At 37.1% G+C, this 25,661-nt stretch carries 22 protein-coding genes, 1 other RNA gene and 1 pseudogene; 14 read left to right on the top strand and 10 right to left on the bottom strand.

Annotated features, from left to right (window positions below; genetic code table 11):
- The first annotated feature begins 1,645 nt into the window (after positions 1 to 1,645).
- On the top strand, positions 1,646 to 1,834 hold the full coding sequence (locus ACG9ZL_RS18120) for a heavy-metal-associated domain-containing protein (RefSeq protein ID WP_336953943.1): 189 nt from the start codon (positions 1,646 to 1,648) through the stop codon (positions 1,832 to 1,834).
- A 71-nt stretch (positions 1,835 to 1,905) separates the two neighbouring features.
- Here the strand turns inward: ACG9ZL_RS18120 and cueR are convergent, their stop codons facing one another.
- The 4 genes from cueR to ACG9ZL_RS18100 all read right to left on the bottom strand — a co-directional run bounded on the left by cueR (position 1,906) and on the right by ACG9ZL_RS18100 (position 7,397).
- The gene (gene cueR, locus ACG9ZL_RS18115) at positions 1,906 to 2,376 is read right to left on the bottom strand and encodes a Cu(I)-responsive transcriptional regulator (protein WP_336953942.1); all 471 of its coding nucleotides are present in this window, start codon (positions 2,374 to 2,376) and stop codon (positions 1,906 to 1,908) included.
- 22 nt (positions 2,377 to 2,398) lie between these two features.
- Positions 2,399 to 4,882 (bottom strand): heavy metal translocating P-type ATPase, encoded by a 2,484-nt coding sequence (locus tag ACG9ZL_RS18110; RefSeq protein ID WP_419361038.1) that lies wholly within the window; start codon positions 4,880 to 4,882, stop codon positions 2,399 to 2,401.
- Positions 4,883 to 5,338: 456 nt separating this feature from the next.
- The gene (locus tag ACG9ZL_RS18105) at positions 5,339 to 6,724 is read right to left on the bottom strand and encodes a heavy metal sensor histidine kinase (protein WP_336953940.1); all 1,386 of its coding nucleotides are present in this window, start codon (positions 6,722 to 6,724) and stop codon (positions 5,339 to 5,341) included.
- Positions 6,714 to 7,397 carry a heavy metal response regulator transcription factor gene (locus ACG9ZL_RS18100; protein WP_336953939.1) on the bottom strand — a complete coding sequence of 228 codons (684 nt, stop codon included), beginning with the start codon at positions 7,395 to 7,397 and terminating at the stop codon, positions 6,714 to 6,716. Before ACG9ZL_RS18100 ends, ACG9ZL_RS18105 begins: the two co-directional genes overlap by 11 nt.
- Positions 7,398 to 7,547: 150 nt before the next feature.
- On the opposite strand from ACG9ZL_RS18100, the gene ACG9ZL_RS18095 reads away from it, so the two are divergent.
- Both ACG9ZL_RS18095 and hfq read left to right on the top strand, forming a co-directional pair.
- Positions 7,548 to 7,742 carry a hypothetical protein gene (locus tag ACG9ZL_RS18095; RefSeq protein ID WP_336953938.1) on the top strand — a complete coding sequence of 65 codons (195 nt, stop codon included), beginning with the start codon at positions 7,548 to 7,550 and terminating at the stop codon, positions 7,740 to 7,742.
- 285 nt (positions 7,743 to 8,027) lie between these two features.
- Positions 8,028 to 8,240: pseudogene (gene hfq / locus ACG9ZL_RS18090) on the top strand (RNA chaperone Hfq); the annotation flags it as partial.
- A gap of 408 nt (positions 8,241 to 8,648) precedes the next feature.
- Here the strand turns inward: hfq and ACG9ZL_RS18085 are convergent.
- Positions 8,649 to 9,449, bottom strand: a complete 801-nt coding sequence (locus ACG9ZL_RS18085) for an undecaprenyl-diphosphate phosphatase (protein WP_419361035.1) — start codon at positions 9,447 to 9,449, stop codon at positions 8,649 to 8,651.
- Positions 9,450 to 9,756: 307 nt separating this feature from the next.
- Between ACG9ZL_RS18085 and kdpA the strand changes: the two genes are divergently transcribed.
- From kdpA to ACG9ZL_RS18060, 5 genes are all read left to right on the top strand, one after another.
- Positions 9,757 to 11,481 (top strand): potassium-transporting ATPase subunit KdpA, encoded by a 1,725-nt coding sequence (gene kdpA / locus ACG9ZL_RS18080; protein ID WP_336953936.1) that lies wholly within the window; start codon positions 9,757 to 9,759, stop codon positions 11,479 to 11,481.
- Positions 11,482 to 11,491: 10 nt separating this feature from the next.
- Positions 11,492 to 13,537: a potassium-transporting ATPase subunit KdpB gene (kdpB, locus tag ACG9ZL_RS18075; RefSeq protein ID WP_419361032.1), complete on the top strand. Its 2,046-nt coding sequence runs from the start codon at positions 11,492 to 11,494 to the stop codon at positions 13,535 to 13,537.
- Positions 13,538 to 13,557: 20 nt separating this feature from the next.
- Positions 13,558 to 14,163, top strand: coding sequence for a potassium-transporting ATPase subunit KdpC (kdpC, locus tag ACG9ZL_RS18070; protein WP_336953934.1), 606 nt, complete (start codon positions 13,558 to 13,560; stop codon positions 14,161 to 14,163).
- 244 nt (positions 14,164 to 14,407) lie between these two features.
- Positions 14,408 to 17,047 carry an ATP-binding protein gene (locus tag ACG9ZL_RS18065; RefSeq protein WP_419361031.1) on the top strand — a complete coding sequence of 880 codons (2,640 nt, stop codon included), beginning with the start codon at positions 14,408 to 14,410 and terminating at the stop codon, positions 17,045 to 17,047.
- Positions 17,048 to 17,074: 27 nt separating this feature from the next.
- Positions 17,075 to 17,782, top strand: a complete 708-nt coding sequence (locus ACG9ZL_RS18060; protein WP_336953932.1) for a response regulator — start codon at positions 17,075 to 17,077, stop codon at positions 17,780 to 17,782.
- A 384-nt stretch (positions 17,783 to 18,166) separates the two neighbouring features.
- Here ACG9ZL_RS18060 and ACG9ZL_RS18055 read toward each other — a convergent pair whose 3' ends face one another.
- Positions 18,167 to 18,337 carry a hypothetical protein gene (locus tag ACG9ZL_RS18055; protein ID WP_336953931.1) on the bottom strand — a complete coding sequence of 57 codons (171 nt, stop codon included), beginning with the start codon at positions 18,335 to 18,337 and terminating at the stop codon, positions 18,167 to 18,169.
- Positions 18,338 to 18,842: 505 nt separating this feature from the next.
- Between ACG9ZL_RS18055 and ACG9ZL_RS18050 the strand changes: the two genes are divergently transcribed.
- Together ACG9ZL_RS18050 and ACG9ZL_RS18045 are read left to right on the top strand one after the other, a co-directional pair.
- Positions 18,843 to 19,064, top strand: coding sequence for a hypothetical protein (locus tag ACG9ZL_RS18050; protein ID WP_004722098.1), 222 nt, complete (start codon positions 18,843 to 18,845; stop codon positions 19,062 to 19,064).
- A 378-nt stretch (positions 19,065 to 19,442) separates the two neighbouring features.
- Positions 19,443 to 19,583, top strand: coding sequence for a hypothetical protein (locus ACG9ZL_RS18045; RefSeq protein ID WP_336953930.1), 141 nt, complete (start codon positions 19,443 to 19,445; stop codon positions 19,581 to 19,583).
- Between the two features lie 189 nt (positions 19,584 to 19,772).
- Here the strand turns inward: ACG9ZL_RS18045 and ACG9ZL_RS18040 are convergent, their stop codons facing one another.
- The gene (locus ACG9ZL_RS18040) at positions 19,773 to 20,732 is read right to left on the bottom strand and encodes an alpha/beta hydrolase (RefSeq protein ID WP_419361029.1); all 960 of its coding nucleotides are present in this window, start codon (positions 20,730 to 20,732) and stop codon (positions 19,773 to 19,775) included.
- Between the two features lie 94 nt (positions 20,733 to 20,826).
- Here ACG9ZL_RS18040 and ACG9ZL_RS18035 point away from each other — a divergent pair, with 94 nt between their 5' ends.
- From ACG9ZL_RS18035 to ACG9ZL_RS18025, 3 genes are all read left to right on the top strand, one after another.
- Complete coding sequence (locus ACG9ZL_RS18035) at positions 20,827 to 21,735, top strand: LysR family transcriptional regulator (RefSeq protein WP_336953928.1); 909 nt, start codon at positions 20,827 to 20,829, stop codon at positions 21,733 to 21,735.
- Positions 21,736 to 21,947: 212 nt separating this feature from the next.
- On the top strand, positions 21,948 to 22,163 hold the full coding sequence (locus ACG9ZL_RS18030) for a hypothetical protein (protein ID WP_336953927.1): 216 nt from the start codon (positions 21,948 to 21,950) through the stop codon (positions 22,161 to 22,163).
- A 250-nt stretch (positions 22,164 to 22,413) separates the two neighbouring features.
- Complete coding sequence (locus tag ACG9ZL_RS18025; RefSeq protein WP_336953926.1) at positions 22,414 to 22,878, top strand: hypothetical protein; 465 nt, start codon at positions 22,414 to 22,416, stop codon at positions 22,876 to 22,878.
- 689 nt (positions 22,879 to 23,567) lie between these two features.
- Here ACG9ZL_RS18025 and ssrS read toward each other — a convergent pair.
- The 3 genes from ssrS to ACG9ZL_RS18010 form a co-directional block, all read right to left on the bottom strand.
- A non-coding RNA gene (gene ssrS, locus ACG9ZL_RS18020) (6S RNA) lies at positions 23,568 to 23,749 on the bottom strand.
- Between the two features lie 100 nt (positions 23,750 to 23,849).
- Entirely contained in the window at positions 23,850 to 24,134 is a 285-nt protein-coding gene (locus tag ACG9ZL_RS18015; protein ID WP_336953925.1) for a cell division protein ZapA, read from the bottom strand.
- Between the two features lie 2 nt (positions 24,135 to 24,136).
- On the bottom strand, positions 24,137 to 24,688 hold the full coding sequence (locus ACG9ZL_RS18010; protein WP_336953924.1) for a hypothetical protein: 552 nt from the start codon (positions 24,686 to 24,688) through the stop codon (positions 24,137 to 24,139).
- 64 nt (positions 24,689 to 24,752) lie between these two features.
- Between ACG9ZL_RS18010 and ACG9ZL_RS18005 the strand changes: the two genes are divergently transcribed.
- Positions 24,753 to 25,385 carry a UPF0149 family protein gene (locus ACG9ZL_RS18005; RefSeq protein ID WP_336953923.1) on the top strand — a complete coding sequence of 211 codons (633 nt, stop codon included), beginning with the start codon at positions 24,753 to 24,755 and terminating at the stop codon, positions 25,383 to 25,385.
- Positions 25,386 to 25,661 lie beyond the last annotated feature (276 nt).

The raw sequence follows: 25,661 nt of genomic DNA, 5'->3' as shown, positions 1-25,661 counted from the left end.
AAGCGTTAGATTGGCTTACACCATTAGAGAAATTTGCTCAGCTTGTTGATTATCATAAGACTTTTCAAACTGTCGCACCTCATGTTTGAATTCGCCGAGGTTTTTAGTAAATCTTTCATTTTAACATGAATTATTTAAATGGTTGTGGAAGTGTGAAATGTAATCTAAATATTGTAAAAATTTTTTTATTTTTTAAATTGTTTTTGGGGTTTCTTAAATTTTATAATTTATTTTTATTGATTAATGTGATTCAAAAGTAGTTTGAAATATTGATGGTTTTTGTGATGGGGTGAAGTAATTTATTTATTTGAATGATCTTACTATTTTTTTTATTTTAATGTGGTTGAATTTTATTCTTGATGATTTATGAAATTAAAATTGATTCATCGTAACTATTTATTTTTATAAATGATTAAATTAGAAAGATGTATTGAAGTTAACATAAATCATAACTTTTTATGACGGTCTTGCGATGAAAATTAGATTTTTTATTGTGATTATTAATGGCGGAATACGTTACTTTCAACATGACATTACTCAATGTAGCTTATAGGCTAAGTGTTGATAATGAGGATCAAGTTATTGATTTAAATCCGCACTGTACAACGAGTTTAGCGACTGATATTGAAAAATTAACAGCTATATCATTCAATATTTAATTGCTTGATTGTGATGCTTTACATATATCTAGCGGTATTTCTTTTGCATTCATTGGTTGAATAGTAAGTACAAACAGTAAATGCTTGGCAGTAAATGGTGATGTTGGTAATGCATCTGCTACAACAAATGCGGGTATAGAAATCTCAGATCCTGATTCTTAAATTTTAACTGTTGAGGGTAATAATTATTCTACTGAAAAGTACTCAATGAGGGTACAAATACATGACAAAGCCTTATAACAATAGGTGTTTCTACAGTCTGTAAAGCTAATGATGATGTAACTTTGAGATCAGTGATAACTCAAGATAAATTAAAATTTTAATTCGGATTTATCATAAAAATGTGTTGATTTCATATGAGTAAATAATTATCTGTGTAGTGGGTATGTTTTGGTCAATGAATAGCTATGCAGACAATTATGTATTTGTCTGCATAGCCCATTTTAATAGCAGCTTTGTGATTCCAAGTTGTGTATTTGCTTAGCCAGTAAATTTCAAACATATAGCCTGTTTAGATGCAAATGCACGTTTGCAATTGAATATTTCAAACAGCATTTCAATAAATATTATGATTGTAAGCTTAGTTTAACATTGACCTATCGTTGCAACAGATAATCAACCTACAGCTCGAACTTTTCGAGCAAGGAGCTTTCTACGGATTAATCTTGATTAGGAGTCTAGAATGAAATTGATAACTAAGGCGTTGGTTAAAGTTGCATCTGTTGGGGGATTAATGTGTTTAGTTATAGCTAGACAAAGCAGTACTACTTTAGGGATATAAAATATTAGCTTAAACCGCTGTAAATTAAGCGTAATACAAACGATTTTTTTGCTGAACATGTATATGATGCAACAGGGGAATGAGTATAATTGTTGTAGCTAAAAGAAATGTCCCAAATAGACTATAAAATAAGATACGGAATTGCTTGACCTTACAATTATGGAAACTTTTATCATGGCGTTACCATTTAATGTAGGAGTCTAGCATGGAATTTTATATCGCAAATATGACCTGTGGTGCTTGCGCGCGTCGTATCACTAAAGCAATTCAGTCTTTAGATACTAAGGCGGAAGTTATCGCAGATCCACCTAGTCGCAGTCTCAAAGTGAAAACCAGTGTTACTGAAGATGATTTAAGAGACAACTTAACCGCAGTGGGTTATCCCCCACGCTAAAGGCTATATGATAAAAAAGCGACCAAATGGGTCGCTTTTTTATTTGAGTAGTCATTGTTAAAGCTAAGCATTCAATCTTTTTTTACTTTTTGTTGAGCAAGGGGTGAAAAAGATAAAGAATCATTTTGATGATAGGTTTCTTCTAATGCAATTTTTTGCTGTTGCAATCCATCGAGAATAGGACAATTCGGTCGTTCATCACCAGCACAACAATTAATCAAATCTTGTAAAGTGTTGGTCATTTTCTGTAGTTCTTGAATCCGAATTTCTAACTTCTCGATATGTGAGAGTGCCATTTGTTTGACATCTGCGCTTTGTCGATTCTTATTGTTCCATAAATCCAGCAGATCTGCGATTTCTGCAACTGAAAATCCAAGCGATCTTGAACTTCGAATGAATTTTAAGCGTTCAGCATCCTGAGTTGTATATGAGCGGTAACCTGCATTACTTCGACCCACTATAGGAATAAGACCAATTTGTTCATAATATCGAATCATTTTGGCTGATATCCCCACACTTTGAGACAGTTTTCCAATATTCATTAAGATTTCTCTCTACAAGCTCCTACTCGAAAGTAGAAGCGGGTTGAAAGCGACGTAAACGTAAGGCATTCGCCAAAACAAATACACTGGATAAGGCCATTGCGCCTGCTGCAAATATCGGAGAAAGCAGAATGCCATAAGCAGGGTACAATAATCCAGCAGCCACTGGAATCAGCAGGGTATTGTAAGCAAACGCCCAGAACAAATTCTGCTGAATATTGCCGATGGTTGCTTTTGATAAGGCAATTGCGTTAGCGACACCTTGCAAATTACCTGACATCAGCACAACATCCGCCGACTCAATTGCAACATCCGTACCTGTACCAATGGCCAGCCCCACATCTGCTTCAGCCAAAGCAGGAGCATCATTGATACCATCACCGACAAATGCAATATTGCCATATTTTGCTTTCAATGTTTGAACTGCTTTTACTTTGCCTTGAGGGAGTACTTCGGCAATGACTTCATCAATACCTAATTGCTGAGCAATAGCTTGTGCTGTACGCGCATTATCTCCCGTAACCATTGCCACTTTTAGACCGAGTTGATGCAACGCTTTAATCGCAGATGGTGTTGTAGATTTAATAGGGTCTGCAACAGCAATAATTGCTGCGAGTTTGCCTTGAATTGCAACATATAATGGTGATTTACCTTCGTCACCCAAACGTTGAGCTGCATTGGTAAAGGGTAAGATATCAATATTGAGTTGCAACATATAGCGGTCTGCACCAATATGAATATCTTCATTTTCATTGATCTGAGCATAAACCCCCATACCAGTTACGGAATCAAATTGTTCTACTTTTGGCAAAGTGAGGTTTTCTTTGATTGCTGCATCTACGATGGCTTTCGCAATTGGGTGCTCTGAAAGAGATTCAACAGCTGCAACTCGACTCAATACGTAATCACGTTCAAATGATTCAGTAACTTCAAAATCAGTGAGTACAGGATGACCTTCTGTCAATGTTCCTGTTTTGTCTACCGCAACGATTTTGGCATTTTTGAGTAACTGTAATGCTTCACCTTTACGGAACAATACCCCTAACTCTGCACCACGACCTGTTCCGACCATAATCGAGGTTGGCGTTGCTAGACCCATGGCACAAGGACAAGCAATAATAAGGACAGCTACCGCGTTCACTAAAGCGAAGGTTAAAGCAGGAGAAGGACCGAAAATCAACCAGATCAAGAATGTCAGTACAGCAGCCACCATTACTGCTGGGACAAACCATAAGGTGATTTTATCAACCACAGCTTGAATTGGCATTTTGGAGCCTTGCGCTTGCTCAACTAAACGAATAATTTGTGCGAGCATGGTTTCGCCACCGACCGCAACTGCGGTAAAGCTTAAAGTCCCATTTTGATTTATAGTACCACCGACTACATCACTGTCGATGTTCTTCTCAACAGGTATAGGCTCACCAGTAATCATAGATTCATCAACAAAGCTTCTGCCTTCAATGACTCGTCCATCAACGGGAACACGCTCACCTGGTTTTACAATGATAAAGTCACCAGCAACAACTTCATCAATTGGTATGTCGATGATTTGGTTGTGACGAGAAACGTGAGCAACTTTGGCTTGTAGGCTGACTAAACGCTGAATGGCTTCTGACGTTCGACCTTTGGCTTTGGCTTCAAGAAAACGACCTAATAGGATCAAAGCCACAATCACAGCAGCAGCTTCATAATAAACGTTCACTGTACCAGCAGGTAAGACGTTTGGTATAAATGTTGCGACAATTGAAAATAAATAAGCAGCCAATGTTCCAACTGCAACCAAAGAGTTCATATCTGGTGCTAAACGTAATAAAGCAGGTAAACCATGTATATAAAATCTTCGTCCAGGAATTACTAGAACCAATGTGGTGAGAATAAATTGTAAATACCAACTATTTTGTACACCAATCGTCTGAGCAATTAGATGATGCATGCCCGGAATAAGATGCGAACCCATTTCTAATATAAAAACAGGTAAGGCAAAGATAGTAGCAAGTGTCAGATCACGCTTTAATTCAGCGCGTTCTTGATCTTTTTTTTCTAAGTGTTCTGCTTGATTTGGAATAGCCGTTTGAATTTCTTTCGCATCATAACCTGCCTTATCCACGGCTGAGATTAATGCTGCTACATTGGTTGTTCCGAAAATGGTGGCACGTTCAGTGGCAAGATTGACATTGGCCTCTTTTACGCCGGGTACATTTTTAAGAGCTTTCTCAACCCGGCTGACACATGAGGCGCAGGTCATGCCATCAATTGACAACTCTGTGGTTACATCAGCCACTTCATATCCAGCATGTTCAACGGCTTTGATCAAGGCATCACGGTCGATAGGAGTATTGGAGGTGATATCGGCACGTTCAGTGGCTAGATTAACCGATGCATTGGTTACACCATTGACTTTTTTAAGTGCTGTTTCTATTCGACTTACACAACTAGCACAGCTCATTCCCTTGATTTGTAAACTACTTTTTAAACCGGAAACACGATCAGTTGATCTATTTTCCATAAGTCACACCTATAAGTCTTATATCATGATCTAAATCCTAAACTCTTACATAATGTTAAGGTCAAGTAAAACAGTTCAATTTTTTATAAGATATTGTTGCAATTATAAATTTGGTTTGCAAACCTATCCTAAGACGATATTCTTCTGAACATAATTCACCTTTAACCCTTTATTCTTAATCATAGTTCATTATTGTTTTATCTATTACGCCTCTTGCGTGAGTCAAAAATCATCATTTTAGATTAATCCTGATAATGACAAGCATATAAATTAACCTGTTTTTTGCTTTGTATAATCACGCATAGTCGTTTTATCATGAAGTGATATTGGCTATCACCGTTCGGCGAAAGTACACGATGTAATTCTCACTCAACAGAGGGTTTTTGCTCCCTTTATTGTTGTTAAGGTTTATTTATTTCTAATTTCATTTTATTTATGAGTCTTTTTTCTTACATATCATGTTGAAAGATCTTGTTTTTTAAAAATAACCGTAAAAATTACTAAGCCATCTCGTGATTCAGCTTGGATAGTTGCACCATGAAGTGTCAGGATCGACTTGGTGATAGCAAGCCCTAGACCTGTCCCATCTTCCATGCGTTGTCGAGATGCATCAGTTCGATAGAAACGGTCAAATAATCGAGACAACTGTTCAGCTGACAAGGTTGGGCCTTCATTTTCAATTGAAAAACTATTGTAATCTGCTGTTTGCTGGCATTTAATTTGAATGACCGAGTTTGGCTTGCCATATTTAATCGCATTAGATATTAAATTACTGAGCGCACGGCGTAGCATAGTAATATTTGCATTTACTTTTCCATTACCGAAAAGGTGAAATGTGATATTCTTTTGTGCTGCGAAAGCATCATAAAATTCAAATAATTTATCAAATTCTTCATACAAGTTAATTGTTTGTAAGTTTTTAAGACTAAGACCATTTTCTGCTTTAGCCAAAAACAGCATGTCTGAAACGACTCTTGCCAGATGTTCACATTCCTCTAAGTTAGAAAATAAGACTTCTTTATAGGCCTCTATATCACGACTGCGAGATAGACATACTTGGGTTTGAGTCATTAAGTTGTTGATTGGAGTGCGAATTTCGTGTGCAAGATCGGATGAAAAGTCTGAAAGTTTTTCTAAAGCCGACTCTAAACGGTCAAGCATTTCATTAAAGGCGATGGTTAGTGGTTTTAATTCTGTTGGAGTATTCTCAACTTCTAAACGCTCAGATAAATGCTGGGCTGAAATCCCTTCGGCAACTTGTGCTATTTTTTTGATCGGGCGTAATCCTCGCCAAACAGCAAACCATCCTAAAAACATTAAACATAGTGCGCCAATTAAACAAATATAGAATAGCTGGCGTTTGAATGCTTTTAAAAAAGATATATGTTCTGATGTATCAATCGCAACAATAATTTGTGTAGATTGTGCATCTTTATCATCTTCAAAAATATTTTGATAGGCCAGCCCACGATAGTTTTTATTTTGTACTTCCCATTTTAACCATTGATTTTGGTCGGTAGTACTGTGTGGCGTGAGGACAATTTGTGCGGAATTGAATACAATTTGATTTACAGGTCGTTCAATTTGAACAATCAGATTATCATGCCCGATAAGAGAATCTTTTAATAAGGCATTAAGTTTAGATGTGTTGGTTGGGTTTTGTTTTAAGAGATTTTGTATAGACTGAATTTTTCCCTCAAGTAGCACTCGATCCTCACTTTCGAAGTGCTGCGAGACACCAAGAAGTATCACGAAGCCCATGATGATCAAGATGGTGACCGTTGAGAGAGAAAAAAGAATCGCGATTCGAAAACTGATCGCATTGAAGACTTTAAGCCTCATCTTCGATCTCTAGAACATACCCCATTCCCCGAATATTTTGAATCAGTTTAGGTGTAAAGTTACTATCAATTTTATTTCTTAAACGTTTAATTGCGACTTCGACTACATTGGTGTCACTGTCAAAGTTCATATCCCAGACTTGCGATGCAATCAGCGCTCTCGGCAGAATTTCTCCACGTCTACGCATAAATAATTCCATCAGCGCAAATTCTTTTGCCGTTAGATCAATTCGTTGTCCTGCGCGAGTAACACGGCGTTTTCTGATATCAAGTTCGAGATTGGCAATACTGATTAAGTTATGGTCTTCTCTTTGCTGTCCTCGGCGGAGTAAGCTTTTTATTCTTGCAAGGAGTTCGGCAAAAGCAAATGGCTTAACCAGATAGTCATCTGCGCCCAAATCTAAACCTTTTACTCGATCTTCGATTTGATCCCGAGCTGTCAAAAATAAAATGGGCATGTTTTTCCCGCTTTTACGTACAGCTTCAATAATATGCCATCCATCCATTCCCGGTAACATTACATCCATTATAATGACATCGTATTCCTCAGAAAGTGCATATTGTTTACCCGTGAGCCCATCAGTGACCCAATCAGTTATATAGCCCGCTTCAGATAAGCCTTGTTTAAGGTAATCACCTGTTTTTTGCTCATCTTCTATTAATAAGATTCTCATTTTAGTGTCCTAAAATACCTTTTAGAAACATAATAGCGTGATAAAACATAAGTTGGATATGGATTACAAAAATGTCATTTTCAGGTCATCTAGATGATCAACTCTTCGATTTACTCTCTTAATAAGTGTCTCTCAATCTCGGAGAAATAAATGCGCACAATTTTGTACATCAGTTCCACGTTGTTTATCTTTGTTGGTACTTCAATTGTTGCTCAGCAATCTTGGGCGGATGTTTCTAAAATGGCGCTCAATGAAAATACGAATATTCATGCAACACAAACAATCCAAAAGCAGTGTTTAATAAAGCGGTGTAATGTACTACCCAGTCGAAGCCTCAACCAATGAACATACACAACACCAGCACGTTCACTTATCCACGATGGCAAAAATTCATCCAACGACAATGCTTAAATGGACTCTTCGACGATGAGGATGAATCATGCAAATATGAGAGGTTAGCTACACCTATTCGATAATTTTAATAAAACTTTGTTTTGAAAATTGAAGCATAAATAAGAGAGGTGAGACCTTATTATCGTCAAACAAAGCATAATTTGCAGGATGCTTTTAATGAAAAATTTATCTAAAAATAACAGTCTTTTAAGTGTTTAAAATTTTTTGGAGTTTTATATGTCTCATATTCAAACTTTACAAGATCCGTTCTTAAATATTTTACGAAAAAAACGTATTGCAGTTTTTATTTTTCTTGTGAATGGAATTAAATTGCAAGGATATATTGAGTCTTTTGATTCCTATGTATTGATGTTAAGAAACAGCGTAGGTCAAGAACAAATCATATATAAACATTCAATTTCTAGCATAATGCCTACACGGAATATTCGTGTAAATGTTAATGTTTTTCTTGCAAGATTCGATGATCAAAATAATTTCAACAATTCATATGACGCTGATGCTCAAGATAGCTAGAGCCAAATTGATTTTGGTTATCAAGATGGCTTTAATGACGAAATACCAGTTAAAGAATTTTTCAAAAGATGAAAAAAAGCAAATTATAAATTTAGACTGGATATAAGTTGTATGAAAATTAAGATTTAAGATATAGCATTGAGCTATGCAATTATTGATCTGTACATTGTGGATTTTCTTTTCATACACTTAATGAGAAAAGCAAAAAAGAAACCACATAAAAAATGAGAAAAACAACTTAAAAAAAGCCCCACGCTAAATGTAGGGCAACAGGATAAAATAACAAGATCTCTCAACGAGCGCTTATTCAGCATCGATGAGATTTTATAAAAATACCAACAGCAAAATGATACCCAACACCACACGATACCACGCGAACACTCTCAAGGTGTGTTTTTCAACAAACTTCACTAAAGCCTTGACCACTAATAATGCTGCAATAAATGCTGCAATAAAACCCACCGAAATATTGATGAGATTGTCTGAAGTTAAAACGTCTGCATTTCGAATCAAATCATAGGTTGCAGCACCTAACATGGTTGGCATCGCAAGGAAAAAAGAAAATTCAGTTGCCGCTTTACGTGATAAACCAGACAACATTCCGCCAATAATGGTTGCGCCTGAACGTGAGGTTCCTGGAATCATAGCAAGGCATTGAGCAAATCCAACCAGAATCGCTTGTTTTAAGGTAATGTCAGTGGCTTCTATAGTTTTGGGTTCAAACTTTCTCGCTTCCACAGCAAAAATAATTAAACCACCAATGATTAAAGCAAAGGCTACAACCAAAGGACTAAATAGAACCTGTTTAATAAAATCGACCGCTAACACACCAATCACCACAGCAGGAATGAAAGCAACCAAAACATTAATTGCGAAACGTCTAGCCTGAACATCCCCTGAGAAAAAACCTCGAATTAACTCAATGATTTTTTGTCGGTAAAGCCAACATACCGCTAAGATTGCACCCAATTGGATCACAACCTCAAACACGCGTCCAGAATCTGAATGAAAATCAATTAAATGACCAAATAAGATCAGATGACCTGTACTGGAAATCGGTAAAAATTCAGTTAAACCTTCGATTAACCCCAAAAATAAAGCTTTAAGCAGTTCAAAATTTTCCATAAATGAAATAAACAAGCGTTTTAAAATTTGAACCTTTGTAATGTATTTAGGGCTGTTTATAAATGAAAAAAGACAAAATTTTACGAAATTTTTACGCGGCTGATCTGACTGTAAATAGAGAGTTTACGGGGAATTTTTAGATACTGAGTCGTGGAATATCCCAGTGTTTAGGATGAAAAAAGATGAGTGCTAAATTTATAGCGCATCAACAAGTACAGCATCCAAAATTATGCTTACTTCAAAAACATATAAATCATTGCAATATCGACATTTTTAATTTGAGTCATTCAAGTTGGGGGGGAATGTCATGTTAGAGTTGATTTTAGTCTTGGTGATTGTGGTGCTTTTGGCTTTTCCTTTAGGGAAATATCTTGCCTGTATCATGCAAAATAAAGACATGAAAATTGATCCAGTGTTTAGCTGGATTGAAAAGCCAATTTATCGTGTTTTTGGCACAAATCCTAAACAGGGCATGAATGCAAAGACCTATTCACTCAGCTTTGTGATGAGTTGTATTGTGATTGGATTGGTGACTTGGGTACTGTTTATGTGCCAAGCAAGTTTGCCACTCAATCCAAATAATGCACCCAATATGTCATGGGATTTAGCACTACATACCATGATTTCATTTCTGACCAATACCAACCAACAACATTATTCAGGTCAGGCACAACTGTCATATTTATCACAGATGGTTGGAATTGTTGGGTTGCAAATCATTACTCCAATGATGGGTTTGGCAATGGTGGTGGCAACGGTACGTGCTTTGTTTTATCCTCAATCAAATACTTTATCAGAATCAGATCAAAATCTAAGCTTTGAAAATAAAGTTAAAAAAATCAATGTGGGTAATTATTGGGCCGACGTGATTCGCCCAACCTTTCGGTTTTTAATTCCGTTATGCATGATTTGGTCATTATTACTGAATAGCCAAGGTGTGCCATCAACCTTTCAAGGTGGCCCAGAAGTTCAAGTCATTGACCAAGCCGCTGAATTAAAAACTCAAAAAATTCCACTTGGTCCAGTTGCACCAATGGTTGCGATTAAGCAATTGGGCAGTAATGGTGGTGGTTGGTATGGGCCTAACAGTAGTGTGCCATTAGAGAATCCAACCCCATTTTCAAATTTCTTAGAAATGATTGCGATTTTACTTATTCCTGTCGCCGTGATTTTTATGTTGGGATTTTTAACCAAACGGGCAAAATTTGCTGGCTTTGTTTTTGGCTCGATGTTGCTGATGTCAGTGATTTCCGCCACAACAGCAATCTGGTCTGAAAGCCTTTCATCTTCAGCAATGCAAATTTATGCCATGGAAGGCAAGGAGGTTCGTTTTGGTGAAGCATCTTCTGCGCTGTGGGCAGCATTAACTACACAGGTCAACAACGGTTCAGTCAATATGATGCATGATTCTGCATCTCCCTTAACTGGTTTAGTTGCGCTTGCAAATATGCTAATCAATGCGATCTGGGGTGGGATTGGCTGTGGTTTACAACAATTTATGATCTATTTGTTTTTGGCTGTATTTATTGCTGGGTTGATGACAGGACGTACGCCGGAATTATTTGGACGCAAAATTGAAGCAGGTGAAATCAAATTACTTGCTGTGGTGATCTTAATTCAGCCGATTACGATTCTGGGTTTAAGCTCAATTGCTTTGTTTTTCCCTGAGCTTACAGGTAATAGCAATCCGCAATATCATGCCATTTCCCAAGTCTTGTATGAGTATGTTTCGGCTTTTGCCAATAATGGTTCCGGTTTCGAAGGTTTAGCTGACAATACAGTGTGGTGGAATGTTAGCTGTGTCATTGCTTTACTGCTTGGACGTTTCCCAACATTGATCATCCCGCTAATGATTGCTGCTCGTTTAGCTGCAAAGCGTCAAGCTCCTGAAAGCAGTGGTAGTTTAAAAGTGGAAACCCCAACTTTTGCCTTCACTCTGATCGCAATTGTGGTGATGTTGACTTTATTACAATTTATGCCAGTCCTTGTTTTAGGGCCTATTGCTGATCAGCTGTTATTGGTACAAGGCTAAGGTGAAGACAATGAATCATTCAAAACAATCTATTCAAAAACACTCTACTAAAAATATATCATCAACTTTATTCCAAGGCGAAGCCTGGAAAAATGCCTTGATTAAATTGTTACCACAACATGCCATTAAAAATCCGGTGATGGCGATTGTTTGGCTGGGCACCATCATCACACTAGTCAGTACTTTAGCGGGCAAAGCCAATATAATATTTGGCTTATCTGTGACTTTGATTTTATTTATCACCGTATTGTTTGCTAACTATGCTGAAGCCATTGCAGAAGCCAAAGGTCGTGGTCAAGCTTCTTCCTTAAGACAAGCCCGTCAAAATTTGACCGCACGTCGACTCAGCTCTAAAGAGGATGTAGATGGGGTGCAAATTGCTGCAAGCTTATTAAAAATGAATGACTTGATTGAAGTCCGTGCAGGAGAACTTATTCCAGCGGATGGTGAAATTATTCATGGTTTTGCGACAATTAATGAAGCTGCGGTGACAGGGGAGTCAGCACCTGTATTACGTGAAGCAGGTACAGATAAGTCGGGTGTGATTGGGGGAACTAAAGTTTTAACCGATCGTATTGTGGTACAAGTCACCGCAGAAGCGGGTAACAGCTTTCTTGATCGTATGATTGCTTTGGTTGAGGGGTCTAATCGTCAGAAAACACCCAATGAAATCGCACTGGGCATTTTACTGACTGTTATGACTGTCACTTTTATTGCAGTGGTGGTGAGTTTACCTTTTATTGGACATTTCTTAAAAATTGAAATCAATCCTATTCTTTTGGTGGCGCTGTTGGTGTGTTTAATTCCAACCACGATTGGAGGGTTGTTGCCTGCAATCGGGATTGCGGGGATGAATCGGGCTTTAAAAGCCAATGTGATTGCCAAATCGGGTAAAGCCGTTGAGGTGGCTGGTGATGTGGATGTATTACTGCTCGATAAAACAGGCACCATCACTTACGGTGATCGTCAGGCAACAGCATTTTTCCCACTGACAGGCGTGACTGAGTCGGAACTTCGTCAAGCCGCAATATTGACCTCACTTGCAGACCCAACCCCAGAAGGCAAATCCATTGTAGTTTTGGCAAAAGAGCAAGGCGAACATATTGTTGAGCCTGAACAAGTCGAGTTTATTGCATTCAATGCAGCAACTCGAATCTCTGGGGTAAATTTACTGAATGGACCTCAAATTCGCAAAGGGGCATTAGATGCAATTCTTAAATTTGTTTCACAGAATCTTGAGAATCATAGTGAGCTGAGAACCCGTGTAGAGCAAGTGGCTTCAAAAGGTGCTACGCCGTTAGTTGTGGCAAAAGATCAGAATATTCTTGGAGTAATTGAACTTTCAGATGTGATTAAGCAAGGCATCAAGGAAAAATTTGCCCGTTTACGTGAAATGGGTATTAAAACAGTCATGGTCACAGGTGATAACCCTTTAACCGCTGCTGCTATTGCGGCTGAAGCCGGTGTCGATGATTACATTGCTGAAGCAAAACCCGAAGACAAGTTAAATTGTATTCGTGATGAACAGAATAAAGGTCATCTGGTCGCTATGGTTGGAGACGGAACCAATGATGCACCTGCTTTGGCGCAAGCTGATATTGGTTTGGCTATGAACTCTGGGACCCAAGCAGCAAAAGAAGCTGGCAATATGGTGGATTTGGATTCGGACCCAACTAAATTGTTATCGGTGGTTGAGATAGGTAAACAGCAGTTGATTACGCGTGGCGCATTAACCACCTTTTCATTGGCAAATGACATTTCAAAATACTTTGCAATTTTACCTGCTTTATTTGTAGCAGCCATTCCCCAAATGGGCGCCTTAAATATTATGCGCTTGGGAAGTTCAGAAAGTGCAATTCTTTCTGCACTTATTTTCAATGCCATCATTATTCCATTACTGATTCCAATTGCATTGCGTGGGGTGAAGTTTAAGCCTTCAACATCGACGCAATTATTACGTCGAAATATATTGATCTACGGTGTGGGTGGTGTGTTGTTGCCATTTATCGCTATCAAAGTGATTGATCTAATGATCAGCCCTTTATTGGCGCTTTAGAAATTTTGAGGATGATAGAAATGAAGACTGAAAATAATCTATTGGTTGAATCAGCGTTTGTTGGCTTAACCCGAGCATCATTCGGACTAACCATCGTTGCTTTGGGCCTATGTGGGTTTGTCTACAGTGCCGCCGCAACAGGACTGGGGCAAATTCTTTTTGATCAACAAGCCAACGGGAGTTTGATTGTTGAAAATGATCGAGTACTAGGCTCTCAACTGGTTGCACAACCTTTTGTGCAAGCGCAATATTTTCAACCAAGACCATCTGCTGCCAATTATGATCCTATGGCAATGGCGGGAAGTAATATGGCACGAACCAATCCTGATTTGCATAAGGCTGTAGATGCACGTTTAGATAAAATCGCGATGCAGGAGCACATTGAAAAAAGTGCTATTCCTGCTGATTTGGTCACAGCTTCAGGGAGTGGAATTGATCCTCAAATCAGTCTTCAATCTGCAATGATTCAGGTGAAACGTGTCGCTAAAGCAAGACATTTGCAGGAACAGGATGTGATAAGGTTAGTACAAGAAAGTAGCTTACAACCGACATTTGGAATTTTAGGGCAAGCCAGAGTCAATGTACTTGAATTAAATTTGGCTTTGGATCAAATTGTAAAAAAATGAATTGATTAAGAGCATCAAACTGAAATGAACCTAGGATGAGGGCACAGTATTTCCCTAATTTTAAAGAGGGGGTTATTAGGATTCTATTTTTAGTGTGAATTCAAACAGCCTCTCTTTTTGCTTTTGCTCATAGATGGATCAAGTGCAATCCAACGATATTTCCCAATGGGAATTTGTGCTATTGAGTGGCAGTACAGCGACACAACTGGACCTCGATTCATAAATATTAAACAAGCAGACGGTGATGACCGATTATAGAAATAATAAAGCAGATGTTCTGCTGCAACACACTCAGCGATATCAATCTGGGCGCCTCACCATATTTTTAGGTGCTGCACCTGGCGTGGGGAAGACTTTTGCAATGTTAGTGCGTGCACATGAACTTGCCTTGCAAGGTGTCAACATTGTAATTGGCTATGTTGAAACCCATGGTCGCATTGAAACTGAAAACCTCATCTCAGGTTTGGTGATCATTCCAAGAAAGGCGATTGAATATCAAGGGCATTATCTTGAAGAAATGGATCTTGATGCTGTACTTGCAAGCAAACCCAGTATTGTTTTAGTGGATGAATTTGCGCATAGCAATATGCCAAATAGTCGTCATGAAAAACGTTGGCAAGATATCAATGAGCTATTGGATTCGGGTATTGATGTATTTACCACCATGAATATTCAGCACCTAGAAAGTTTAAATGACGTGGTCTATCAAATTACGGGTATTCGGGTGACTGAAACCGTACCTGATCGAGTGTTTGAGCGGATTCGTGATATTCGATTAATTGATTTACCTGTCAATGAATTACTTGAGCGTTTAAATCAGGGTAAAGTTTATGTCCCTGAGCAAGCTGAACAGGCATTGCAACGCTTTTTCAACAGTTCAAATCTTACAGCATTACGTGAATTGGCAATGCAAACCGTTGCTAGTCATGTCGATACCGATGTTCGAGAAAATTTTGCCATACAAGGGCTTGTTCCCATTCCTCTGAAAAATCATATTTTAATTATGCTTGAAGGCAATGGACAGGCGGAGGCTTTGGTTCGTGCTGGTTGTCGAATTGCAGAAAATCGTCAGGCAAATTGGACTGTGGTAATTTTTTCTAAAGATTCAAAAATAACGGAAAAACAAGATAATTTATCGAGTCGAGAAATTGAACGAGCTCTAAACTTAACCCGTCAATTGGGTGGAATGACTGAAATACTCTATGGTCAGCAACATGCAAAAACGCTTTTTGACTATGTGATTGATCGAGGCATTTCAACTTTGGTATTGGCGCAATCTCATCGGCAATTCTTTCCTTTGGGTTTAAATTTTGTTGATCAATTACTTAAATACCAGCCAAATTTTGAATTAAGTATTGTCCCGATTCTCGCTGAACAAAGTCGGCAGCCCTTTTTCCACGATACGCATTCGTTTCTAAACCTTAGAGAAATACTTTTTGTTTTAGCCACCACTGTTATCAGTATTGTGATTGCAAGTCTAGGCGAAAAGTATTTAGGGATTGAAGAGCTTTCCGTAATTTTTATCACTGCCGTGGTATTTGTTGCATCTAGGACACGAATGCTGGCTGCGGTATTTTCAGCGCTGTTGTTCTTTTTGGCTTATAACTTTTTCTTTATTTCACCTAAATTTACCTTACAGATTTCGGCACATCAGGGCGTGATTACCGTGGTTGCATTTTTAGGAGCAGCATTGATTTCCAGTCGTTTAGCTTCACGACTTAAAGAGCAAGTCATGGCTTTAAAAGCTGCCAATAGCTATAACAGTATTATGCAAGATTTAGGTCAAAAGTTGTCCACAGCGATTGATTTAGAGCAAGTCCAGAAAATAGCAGAAAGTAGTTTAAGTAAAAATTTATCGGCCGAGGTCTGGTTTTATTTCCCAGAATCATCAACGTCTTCGCTTGAAGTTATCAACAGTAAAGAAAAAATTTCAGCAGATTGGACGTTCAAAAACCATCAACCTTCAGGACGATTTACCCAAACATTGACTGAAAATGATTGGTGGTTTTTACCCTTATTGGCCTCAAAGCAATGTTTCGGGGTGGTGGGCGTAAAGTTTCTCAAAAACGCATCTGTATTAAATACTGAACAGAAGCAACTGACTGAAACCATGGTTGAATATATTGCTCAAGCGATTTCTCGAACCCAACTCACCAAAGCATTGGAAATTGCTAATGTGAGTTCAGAAACCGAGAGATTACGTTCGGCACTGTTATCATCCGTTTCTCATGATTTACGCTCACCTTTAGCCTCTATGATTGGTGCGGCTGATACTTTGAGCAATTATCGTCACTCGATGGATCAACAAGATCAAGATAGTTTGTTAGAAGCCATCCATTTAGAAGGTGAGCGACTCGATCGCTATATTCAAAATTTGTTAGATATGACACGCTTAGGGCATGAAGGTTTAACGCTTAAACGAGACTGGATTGGTGTCGATGAATTGATTGGTTCAGCGGTGCGCCGTTTAAAACGTTATATGCCAAATAGTCTTGTTGACGTTGATTTACCTGACCAAACACTCAGCCTATTTGTTCATGCTGCTTTAATTGAACAAGCGATTTTTAATGTATTGGAAAATGCAGCCAAGTTTTCACCAGAACATAAAGCGGTCAGTATTAAAGTTCTACAACTGAATGAAAATGAACTTGAAATTTCGATTAGTGATCAAGGCTTAGGAATTCCAGAAGATGAACGTGAGCGTATTTTTGATATGTTCTATACTATGGAACGAGGGGACCGTGGGCAGTATGGCACAGGATTAGGTTTAACGATCGTCAAAGCAATTATTGGTGCGCATATGGGTAAAATTAGCGCATCCTCAGCCAAAAATAATCAAGGGACTTGCATCCGTATGCAATTGCCTATCCAGCAGATTGGATAAGTGCATTTAGTGATTTTAGGAAAAAGCATGCCAGAACAAAATGTATCGACAAGCTCCATGACCAATGTGTTGATTATTGATGATGAAACTCAAATTCGTAAGTTTCTTGATATTGCACTTAGAGCGCAGGGTTATAAGACACTATTGGCTGAAAATGGACAAAAGGGTTTAGAGCTTTTGGCTTTACAGGGAGCTGATTTAATTATTCTAGATTTAGGACTGCCGGATTTAGATGGTTTAGAGGTCTTATCTGAGTTAAGGGCTTGGTCGCATGTCCCTGTGATTGTTTTGTCAGTACGTTCCAATGAAGAGGAAAAAGTCAAATTGCTAGATGCTGGAGCCAATGATTATGTGACCAAGCCTTTTAGTGTTCAGGAGCTTATGGCTCGGATTCGGGTGTTGCTCAGACAATTTCAAAACGTTGCTGTGGAGTCAGCATTTTTTGATGATGGGTTTTTAAAGATTGATTTTGCCCAAAGACAAGTGTTTTTAAACCAGCAACTTATTTCTCTAACCCGAAAAGAATATCAACTTCTCACTTTATTGGCTCAGCACAAAGGTCAGTTGATTACTCAACCTCAGATTTTGAGTGATTTATGGGGTCCAACCCATCAGGAAGATACCCACTATCTACGAATTTTGGTGGCCAAATTACGTGGAAAACTGAATGATAATGCTGTACAACCCAAATATATTGTAACTGAACCAGGCGTAGGGCTACGCTTTGTGGGATAAATTTTACGTCTAACTGTATCTTTATAGTTGTGAAACACACAGTCTAAATTTGGTGCAATTATAGTTTAATAAATAAAGCGTAATGAAATATATTTTATCCAGTTTAAGCTACTGATTTGTGTTACCTTAGCTTTGATCGAATCCGTAAGCGAAACGGAAGTGTTTAGGTTGTTACAGGAATTGCGTATTCCCTCTAAATAGATTTAAAACCTAAGCAGTTAACGCTGAGCATGAGTTCGCAGCATGCCGATCTAAAAGCCCGCATTTTTGTGGGCTTTTTTACATCTTGTGATAATCTTGATTTTTTATATGAATTATAGTTTTATAAAAAACACAAAAAAACTTACCGAACATCGGTAAGTTTTTTAGATTAAGCTTTAGATATTATTTAGGTTGAGTTGTATCAGGTTTTTTCACTTCTTTATTGTCCTGATTTGGATTAGGAGGTGTCGCCCCTGGTGTTGCTTGAGGTGCATCTTTAGGTGGAGTTTGCTCAACGTTTTTAGTATCTGAATTTGCTTGAGTTGAATTTTGTGAAAAACTTTTAAATGACATTCTAGTCTTCTTAAATTGTGAAGTGAGTCTGTATAGTAGTCTTTAAATTTACTTACACTAAGGTAGTTGTGAGAGCCATATGTGGAGATATGTTCGGTAGACTGAGTTTATATCGACAAAATATATTTATAAAAATATCAAATGTTTGTAGTGTATTGTTTTAAATGGCGATATAAATAATTTGTAAATACAGCCACGTACATAAACATCACAAAGCCATTATATAAAAGGCTATTTTTAATTTAAAATAATTAAATGTTATTTAAGTTGCATATTATATTGCTTTAGCGTAGTATGGAAAATACTAAAGTAGATGTGCTTAATATATAAGCAAGACTTGAAGGTTGGCTTCAACTCTGACTTCTGCAATATCAAGCTGATGTAAATATCAAAAGTTTAAATTAAGGTTAGATGCCTTCTTATCGTTAGTTCCAAAAATATATCTGTTGGTCTTAATAGTTAAATACTTCTCTGTTTGCAAAAGCTCAAAACAATTGAGTGAAAAATGAATATTTTAAATGGCTGGACAATAGCCTCTGCAGTAAATGGCGATGAAATTCGCGTAAAGATCGTTCCTTTAAAAAGACAACAAAGCAACCGCACTGGTATGAGTTGGGTCGAAGTAGGGAAAAAGATTGAGTTAGAATCTGGTGACGATCGTCAATTTAATATTGATGGTTCATCTTTCTATCTTAACCAAAATCAACTCTATCGAATTGCGATATAACTCGTAATAGATATTTTAAAAAAGCTCATCGCTAGATGGGCTTTTTTTATGGGCGAAAAGCATATCCTGGATGCTTGAACACTAAAAATTAAGCCATCGTTTTTAATCTGTTTTTATTGATGAATATTGTACATTTTTAAAATAATTGAACTGAAAAGGAATGTCTAAATGATAAAAACTTATCATGTGACTGTTTGGTTACATGGGGGATTTTTTTCAATCACGCATGATACTGAAAATTCTATGAATTACTTATATTTCTGAAATTAAATGTAATAAAGTTTCACACAAACTTGCATAACTCACATATCGAAATACTTTATGTAGAATTTGATGGTATCACTAATACACGTTATTCAATTCAGTATGAGGTATGTCATGTTTAAGACAGTAGCATTATTAGGGACAGGCGTTGCAATTGCTTATTACTATCGGTCTCATAAAAATAATGCTGAAAAAACCAAGGGCAAAAATTTAGCGAAAACCAAAGAGGATGCTCACAAAGAGTCCTTAGCATAAGTATTAAACTAACTTTTTAATGAAAAAACCACCAAGTAGGTGGTTTTTTCATTTGTTTAACGCAATGGAAAACATAATCTAGAAAAGTGTACTGTAAAGTAACAACAAGCTTCGGAAATAAAAGCCCTTTAAACGGCTTTGTTTTGATAGCTCAGAGCTAAAGCGATTCGGACTTAATTTTGATGTTGATTAAACCAATCCGGCATGTGCAACTGTTCTGTCAACAATGTCAGGTTGTTCGTAATACTGGAAATGATTGGTTCCATTTTCCCAGATAAGCTTTTTATCTGATGTTGGAATTGACTCGAAATGACGACGGGCCGCTGCTGGATTCATACAGGTATCTGAATGAATGATAAGCGCAGGTTTCTTTAATTTTGCAACACCTGCTACAGTTGAATAAGAAAAATGATCAAGATCACTCATAATCGCGTAGCGATTCTCCCAGTTTTTTAGCGTCCATGCTCCATACCAACTCCATATAATTGGACCAGGTAAACCTGCATTCGAGCCTTTGACGCGATCACCAAGGTCTGGCGATACTAAGGGTTGGTAGATCACCTCACCTGTTGTTTCATAAAGTATTTTGGCATTATGTGCTTTCTCTAAACGGATCGCTAATAGTGCTTCTAACTCTTCGATCGTAGGTGCAGATTCAACATCAAATGGATTTGCTGTAACACCTGCCGCAAGCATAAATAAATCAGTTTCTTTATCTCGATAGTATCCAGTAACAGAAACAACGGCTTTGACACGATCTTCATAAGAAGCGATATCTAGCATTTCAGGTCCACCTTGGCAAACTCCTAATAGAAATATTTTATCGGTATCGATATCGTTACGGGTACAGATGTAATCAATTGCAGCAATGACATCTTCATTTTTCATTTTTGGATTTTCAAGACGTCGTGGCATGCCTTGACTCTCGCCAACAGTTCTTGGATCAAATGCGAGGGTGATAAAACCTTCATCTGCTAAACGCGTCGCATACTGAGTGGGTGCCTGTTCTTTTTGAAAAGAATATGGCCCAAGAATGATAATAACAGGGAGTTTCCCATCAGTATTTGGTTTATATAAATCGCCAACTACGGCATCGCCATGTGAATCAAATGTTATTTTTTCTACAGCATAGTTACCATGTTTGGGCATTGTAATTTTCCTTATCATCAATTTTGAGTACTCATTCAGCCTATATAAATATATTATTGAGAACAATCTCATAAAACTTTATAGAATAGTGAAAATGGCTCATCAATTGAAAAGCGGTGAACTCTTTGCTTTAACCATTTTTTTATCTGTGGCCTCTCATCGAAACTTTCGTGCAGCTTCGGTTGAGTTAAACGTCACACCTTCAGCAATTAGTCATGCCATAAAAGGTTTGGAAAGCCGTTTAAATGTTCGGCTTTTTAATCGAACCACACGTAGCGTTTCTTTGACTGATGCTGGAATCAAATTGGTTGATTCACTTCGACCATCCATGGAAAATATTTCAAATGCGCTGAATCATTTAGATGATTTTAGAGATCAGCCGAGTGGTGTACTTAGAATTAATGCCAGTGAAGGGGCAGTTAGGTTGGTTTTAAAGCCCGTTCTTAAAAAGTTCTTACAACATTATCCATTGGTTCATTTAGATATTGTGTGTGATGGTAAATTAACCAATATCGTTGGAGAAAATTTTGATGCAGGCATACGGCTTGCAGATGATATTCCTAAAGAGATGGTTGCAATCCGTTTGACTGAAACCGCACGCTTTGTTGCTGTCGCATCACCTGACTATTTATTAAAAAATTCCACGCCACTTGTTCCGCATGATCTTTATGAACATGATTGTATTCGTTTCCGTTTTGATAGTGGCTTAATCTTTCGATGGGAATTTGATATGAATGGCATTATTGAAAAGATAGACGTCAAAGGCCCACTGACACTTACAGATCAAACATTAATGGTTGACGCTGCAATAGATGGTATTGGTATCGCATTTGTGCCTGATCATTTGGTGAAAAATGCTGTGGAAATGCAACAATTAAGTATTGTTTTGGAAAAGTTTAGCCCAATTTATCGTGGTCTTAGCCTTTACTATCCAGGTTATCGTCATGTATCCACTACACTTAAGGCGCTTATCAATATGCTTCGTGATTCATTGGGTTATTGATATTTATTATGCATTTTCCCAATTGTTGAAGAAAGCTTGACAAAAAAGATGTGATTGTAGAACCGAAGTTATTCACCTCTAAGGAAAAAATAAAAAGTATTTTATAGAAATCCATATTTTTTTTAGGGTTTTTGTCAAAGTACTTTGCTTAATTTCGAAAAATAGGACATAACTATTAGAGTGAAAATTTTTAATTACTAGGGGAATAAATAATGCTTTCAAAATTTGCCACTCGATTCGCAAGTATTTTGTTTGGAATATTGGCTTTAATCGCGATCGTGATTCATTTTGTTTTTTCGAATCAGCTATCCATTGATCTATGGATTGTTCTCTTCCCTGTTATTTTAGCAGTTCCAATTTTAACAGCAGTTCTGATGACAGGTGATGATGAGTTGGGTGTTCACTCTAATGAGTGGAATAACTCATAATTTTTAGACTTAAGCTCATCGAAAGGTGGGCTTTTTAGTGTATGAAAGAATAGATTTTTGAATCTATTCAGCATCTAACTTTTTCTTTCAATGAACAAAGGATGAATATACACGTTAGCAGCAACAATTTTTGGTCGTATACATAACAAATTGAGTATTTCTGCTATCGTGAATTTAGTAATACAGCAGTTTAAACTTGTATTTGCAGTGTTTTACTTCAATGGATGGATTGTTGATGAGGAGAAACAAGTTGCGAAATTTATTATTTATACTCAGTTTTTTACTATGTGCTGAATTGAAAGCTCAGAGCTCATTAGACCAACCTTTTTTGCAAATTGGAGCAGTTGATGATCAATTCAATATCATTAATCTCGAACTGTATAATGATTTAGTCAAAGTGATTAATTATAATTTTTCGCAAATTAAGCCTGATCGAACAGATGACTTAGCCAGCATTTCTAGAATTAGATTAACCAGCAATGGATTGTTGCTGATATCGGATTTAAAGGGGATTGAGTCTACAGAAGATTTAACAGAGAAATTTGATGAAAACAAGTATAAAAATCTGACCAAAAATAACATCTGTAGTAAAAGTGATTTATTTGAGTCTGATGTCTTTAAAAAAACCACACAAGGCAATATTGTTTATCAATTAAATAATGCTAAAGGTGAGTTTTTGAAAAGCTTTACAATGAACTATAAAGAATGTCTATAGATATTCGGTGTTTAAATGAATATATTAGGATAATTGCCATATATTTAAATACTTATTTTACAGTCGAATTTTTTTGTAGCTCAGACTAATTTATAATTTTTAAATTAAATTCCAAAAAGTAGAATTCCTTAGCCATTTCTAAGGGATAGCAAAATGTGGAATTTCATTAAAAGTTTTAATTGTATAAATGTATGGCTAATCATATCTTTGATCATTTTAGGATTGGTGTTGTTCCTATATTTCTCTTAAGCTTAGAAATCATAAGAATTCAGAGATAGTAACATAAGTTTAAGTACCAAGCTCATGTAGGGTATAGCTATATTTCAGCTCTAGTGGACGTAGTGATGGTAATCCACTTTTGATTTTTTCATAAACGCAGTGAATATTTAATTGGGTTTTTTTGGTGAATTAAATGAAATCATTTTTTGTTATACAGAAAATGAATATTCTCAATGCTGTAATGAGTTTAGGAATTGACCTAGCTTTGAGTCTAGATCATCCAAATCATTTCATTATTAACTTAACTAATAATAAAATGCTTTTAGTGCCAGTAAAGTGATGAATTCTAATCAAAGATGATTTTGTTTCAATTCTTAAGGATGAAGAATACAAAGCATTAAATGGGATAAGTTGAAACGATTTATTAAAACAAATTAAAACCACATAAATTATTGTTATTATTTAAAATAAAACACTCCAGAGATGCCGCTGCATGGTCGTTACCCTGAACCCGATGAGTTCAAGGTGGACGCGACGTACACTTAATGGGTTTCCCACTCAAGGTGGGCATACACTCAAAATATACAGAACACATCCATAAGTTTAAGTATCGGCAGGGGAATAGACGTACTGGCGAACACCCTAGAGTTATATTAAGTATACATAATTTGGGGATTGTGGCAAATCACCAACGCTCAAAATTTATAAATACAATGCAAAAAAGCCACTTGATTGCACGAAAAAAAAGCGGTTTATCCCGCTTTTTCAACATCTTCTAGCATTGTTTCTAATAAACGTTCGCATTGTGCATATTCTTGTAACGATTTATTCATGCCTAAAACTTCTTGCATCAGTTCTAAAGCCACCATGATTACCAATTTATTATGTTCAACATTGGGTGCTTTACGGCGAAACTCTTGAAACTTTTCGTTTAAAAGTCGACCCGCACGTTCTAGTTCTGGTTGCTTATCTGTTGTGGTGCCTAAACGAAAACTTTGTTCGATTAAGCGTAATTCTACAGTCACATGTTCAGACATACTCATACTTCCTCATTAGACTCTGATGGATGAGCAAGCTGTTGGATTTCTTGCGCATGATGATCTTGTTCAGTCCCTAAAATCGAAAGACGTTGAATAATGGCCTCTACTTTTGTTTTGGCATGTTCATTTTTTTGAATTAAACGTTCACGCTCATCTTGAAGATTTTTGATATCTTGTAAGTGATGGCGCTGTTCATTTGCCATCTTTTCTTTGACTACGCGTAATTCATTACGTTCAGCTAAAATTTCCTGAAAACGATTTTTTAAATCGGTACAGCTTTTTTCCAAACGCCCATAACGCTCCGCCAAAGATGTGGCATCTGTATTGAGCTGTTGAAACTGATTTTGTAACTGAGAGAGTTGCTCAGTGAGCGTATCAATTTCATCTTGTTTTTGGGTGATAATGCTATTTTTATGACTAATTTGAGCATGAGCTTGCTCTTCGCTGTTATCCTTTTCTTTTAACAGCGATGCATTTTCTTTCTCAACAGTTTCAATTCGTGTTTTTAAAACACCAATATGCGTCTGTAGACGCTGTAATTGTTCTAACATAACGGGTCGCACAGATTTGCAATCAAAGGTAATATATACAGAAGTATAGAGATTGGATAAACGAATGCAAGACGATATTTCAGGTTGGTCAGATTGGAATCAAAATTTTGAGGGGATTGAGGAAATTTCAAGCCCGAGTGAGTTACATGGCATACTGACAGGTATAGTTTGTGTTACTGAAGTTCCAACTCGAGATGAATGGTTACAAATTTTATCTACGCTTGATGTTCCAAAATTAGACGATGAAGTGCTTGCGCTATTGTCAGAAGAAGCTGAGGATGTGTCACATGCACTTTCGGATGATGATTTAGACTATCTTCCGATGCTCCCAGATGATGAGCATACTTTGGCAGAGCGTGTGCAATCATTGGCAGATTGGTGTGCTGGGGTTGTACTTGGCTTTGGATTGGCTTCTGGTCATATTCGTGCAGATGAACAAGAGCTCATTGAAAGTTTACAAGATGTAGCGTCTGTTGAGTTTGATGAATCAGATGACGATGACGAGGGGGAAGCAAGCTATCTTGAATTGTATGAATTTGTACGCTTGATCCCTGTGTCATTATCAATGGGACGAAAAAAAGTTCCAGTATCTGAAAGCCCTCTATTACAAAATTTTCATAGCAAAATGAAACAAGCGATTGATGCTTCTGAAAGCAACAATGTTGTAGAGATGTTTACTCCACATCGTCCAAGCTAAAACTAAGATAAAGCAAGCTAAGAAACTTAAACTTTAAGAACATCATCTGTTTGATGAGTACTTGGTTTTACAGCTCCCTTTGCGGCGTCAGGTTATTAACTTTGAAAATATAGAAGTTGAATCAAGTCGTGCAGCAAAGGGTTAATTTTTTTAGCCTGGAATGTTTCCCTTGTTCTGTTGTCGAGGTTTAGCGCAGAACGAGAGTAATAATACAATTACTTTAAAAAATGCAGATATTGAATCATCAGTATTTGCATTCATCTAAGCGTAATTGTA

The organism is Acinetobacter legionensis (genome assembly GCF_048551735.1).
Taxonomy (GTDB): domain Bacteria; phylum Pseudomonadota; class Gammaproteobacteria; order Pseudomonadales; family Moraxellaceae; genus Acinetobacter.
The sequence above is the reverse complement of the archived record's forward strand: the minus strand, read 5'-3'. Positions and strand labels throughout refer to the sequence as shown.